Genomic DNA, 2,605 nt, shown 5'->3' with positions numbered 1-2,605 from the left:
GAAACGTGCGAATAAGTTCCACCGTCACCGCACGCAGATCTTCCAGCTTGTTGGCATGGATGACCTGAAAACCGGTCGGTAGCGCTGGCCTGTCTACTGCTCGCATTCTGGTTCCCTGGAAGGCTTTGTTTCCCGATGATACCGGCCTGAAGCGCCGGTGTCCGGGCTTGCCCGGTATTTTTGGAGATCCGCCGTATTAACGCAAGGTGACGGAACCCTAATAATCCCTATTTAGCATTTGTTTTCAGCGATTTACTGAGGATTCTTGATGTTGGGTGAAGCTGGCTGTTTGCCCTGTGCCATACCCTGTGCAACGTTGAATGGGCACACATGGACATTCAGCTGGTTTGCCTGCGATCACCGCGTTGGCAAAAAGGCTTGAGGAAAGGAGGATTCGTTATGCTGTATTGGGCTCTGGTTTGTCTGGTCATCGCCATCATTGCCGGCATACTCGGCTTCGGCGGCATCGCTGGTACAGCGGCAGGTTTTGCCAAGATCCTGTTCTTTATCTTTCTGGTGCTGCTGGTGGTCTCGGTCCTGGTCAACATTTTTCGCGGCCGGGGACCGCGCCCATGACGTGACATAGCGGATCCGGCCAGCTCCTATTAGGGCAGCCTATAGGAGCCGGCCACTTCTATGGCACGGTTCGACTGGATAATGGTGGGGGTGGGCAGGTCATTGGAGATCGCCTGCATAAAAGTCCGCTTTACTTCCATCTCACTTGCCCCTTCGCCCAAGGAGTAAACACGGGTCGCCCATTTACAAACTCGATGGGCTTTCCTCCGGTAATGGCATTTACTTCGTCAATATTGGAGTACCAGAAACCATTTCGAGGCTCACTATCCCAGTACCCGTTTGTTCTTGGCAACCTGGTCTTTGGATTTGGTTTCACGGTGCCTGGAACAACTGACTCAACTCAGTAAATCCCTAGATACATTTCCTGTTGAAAGAAACTCCTTAATGATCGCCTTTACTATCCCAGAATCCTTGCAAACTAGCCTTAAGTCCCACTCATTGCCAAGAATAGAGACTGTTTCATCGTTGGCCAATCCACTCGTATTTGTAAAGGTTCGAACAATATAATCATCGCTGGTATTTTCCCCAAGCGAAATAACTGACTTACTCCCGTCAGTTTCCACCTGTAAGCTTTCCGGGCCTATTTGATCACCATCAACCATATCCAATGTCAGCGAGCCTGATTTTTCTAAAATCAAGTCGACAGTTTCCAGAACGCTTTCTAGCTGCACATCATTAGTGTTGCCACCTTGTGCATTTTCACCACTTCCGATTACCCAAGAAAATGAAAACATTACCCTTTCAGCTTTCCTTCTCCCATAACGGGATCCACCTCAACACTCGCTGCATCATTCTCGTCATAAAAATCAGACCTATTCATAAATTTAGCGGTCGACACTAGTTCAGATTCTCGAATATCCCATGATTCGTCAGTATCTACAATGTGTATCGCACAAACCCAATTGCCATCATCGTTTTGAGACATACCTAAGACTGCACCTGTTAAACCAGATACTTGTAGAAGATCTCGTCGCCTGAAACCTGTCTATTAACCGCAATACCATCGGTGTAGTTACCCAAGTGATATTCTGGAACAGCGGACCTCGGTAAGGTTTTGCTTTTTGGAACAACAGATTACAACTTAACGAAGTCGATTATAGTAATCACCTTCATAGTTCTTCAGTACGTTTTCATGGCTATCAAACTCAAAGTTAATCTTGATACTTTCCTTAGAACCGCGACCTACTCTTTCCAACTCGTCAATCACCAAAGATTTAATCTCTCCAGATAGCCCCGACTCAGCAGCTTCGCTAATTTGATTATCCATCTCATAAAAAACGTATGCCCCAAAAGTATCTGTTTTGCGAGAATAAAGAACCATAAATTCGTGAAGCCCTTTACTCTTTAATTGAGCTAGAATCCTTTCACGAACTTCACTTAAGCCATGATCATCTTTTCTCATGGCTGCTTTAGCCCTTAAAAAATTCTCTTTTGATGGAATATTATTCTGGCTCATAAATAGCCTCCCATGTCCACTGATTCTTCTGGTTGAACTTATAGCCAAGATCTTGGAGATAATTAACCTCTCGCTCAAAGAAAGAACTTGGCCTTGCCTCTAATGGGTTATGTGAGAACAAAACTTGTTTCCCTTGCATAACCTGCTGGTCTAGGAAAGTCTCGTTAATCCGCCAAATCTCATCATTAGAGAGCCCTTTCGTCACAGAATTCCAATCATCAACTTTGAAATAGCTTGCCTCATAATGCGAAGCAACCTTTTGATAACTTGTTCCTTCTCGTGCGAAATGACCCAATACAAGCCTATTACTGTCAGGATTTCTTGTTGCATTAAAAGCAACATCGTCAAACCAAGATTGATCTCTTGTAACAGCTCTCGCTACATCATCAACTTTGTTTGGAACAGTGTCAGCTGCCTTCAGTTCAAGCCCATCCACCCGACTGGGCGCCGTATCCTCAAGAAGGGTTTGACGGTGCAGGTCAGCATCACGCCAGATGCGCCTCAGGCGCTGTTTCCGAACGGCTTTACCAAACGCCTTAACCATCTTGCCCAGATGGGTAAGCAGACCCACAT

4 protein-coding genes are annotated in these 2,605 nt (G+C 46.0%); 1 reads left to right on the top strand and 3 read right to left on the bottom strand.

Annotated features, from left to right (window positions below; all coding sequences use genetic code 11):
• The first annotated feature begins 399 nt into the window (after positions 1-399).
• Positions 400-576 (top strand): DUF1328 domain-containing protein, encoded by a 177-nt coding sequence (locus EZI54_RS23480; RefSeq protein WP_131484281.1) that lies wholly within the window; start codon positions 400-402, stop codon positions 574-576.
• Between the two features lie 335 nt (positions 577-911).
• Here the strand turns inward: EZI54_RS23480 and EZI54_RS23475 are convergent, their stop codons facing one another.
• From EZI54_RS23475 to EZI54_RS24685, 3 genes are all read right to left on the bottom strand, one after another.
• Positions 912-1,310, bottom strand: a complete 399-nt coding sequence (locus tag EZI54_RS23475; RefSeq protein ID WP_131484280.1) for a DUF6911 family protein — start codon at positions 1,308-1,310, stop codon at positions 912-914.
• A gap of 347 nt (positions 1,311-1,657) precedes the next feature.
• Positions 1,658-2,032: a hypothetical protein gene (locus tag EZI54_RS23465; protein ID WP_131484278.1), complete on the bottom strand. Its 375-nt coding sequence runs from the start codon at positions 2,030-2,032 to the stop codon at positions 1,658-1,660.
• On the bottom strand, positions 2,019-2,605 hold a 587-nt coding region (locus tag EZI54_RS24685; RefSeq protein WP_207389332.1), incomplete at its 5' end, for a hypothetical protein. The genes EZI54_RS24685 and EZI54_RS23465, both read right to left, overlap by 14 nt.

Origin of the sequence: Marinobacter halodurans (assembly GCF_004327985.1) — a bacterium.
GTDB classification, from domain to species: Bacteria; Pseudomonadota; Gammaproteobacteria; order Pseudomonadales; family Oleiphilaceae; genus Marinobacter_A; species Marinobacter_A halodurans.
Note: the sequence above shows the minus strand (reverse complement) of the source record. Positions and strands in the feature narration are given on the sequence as shown.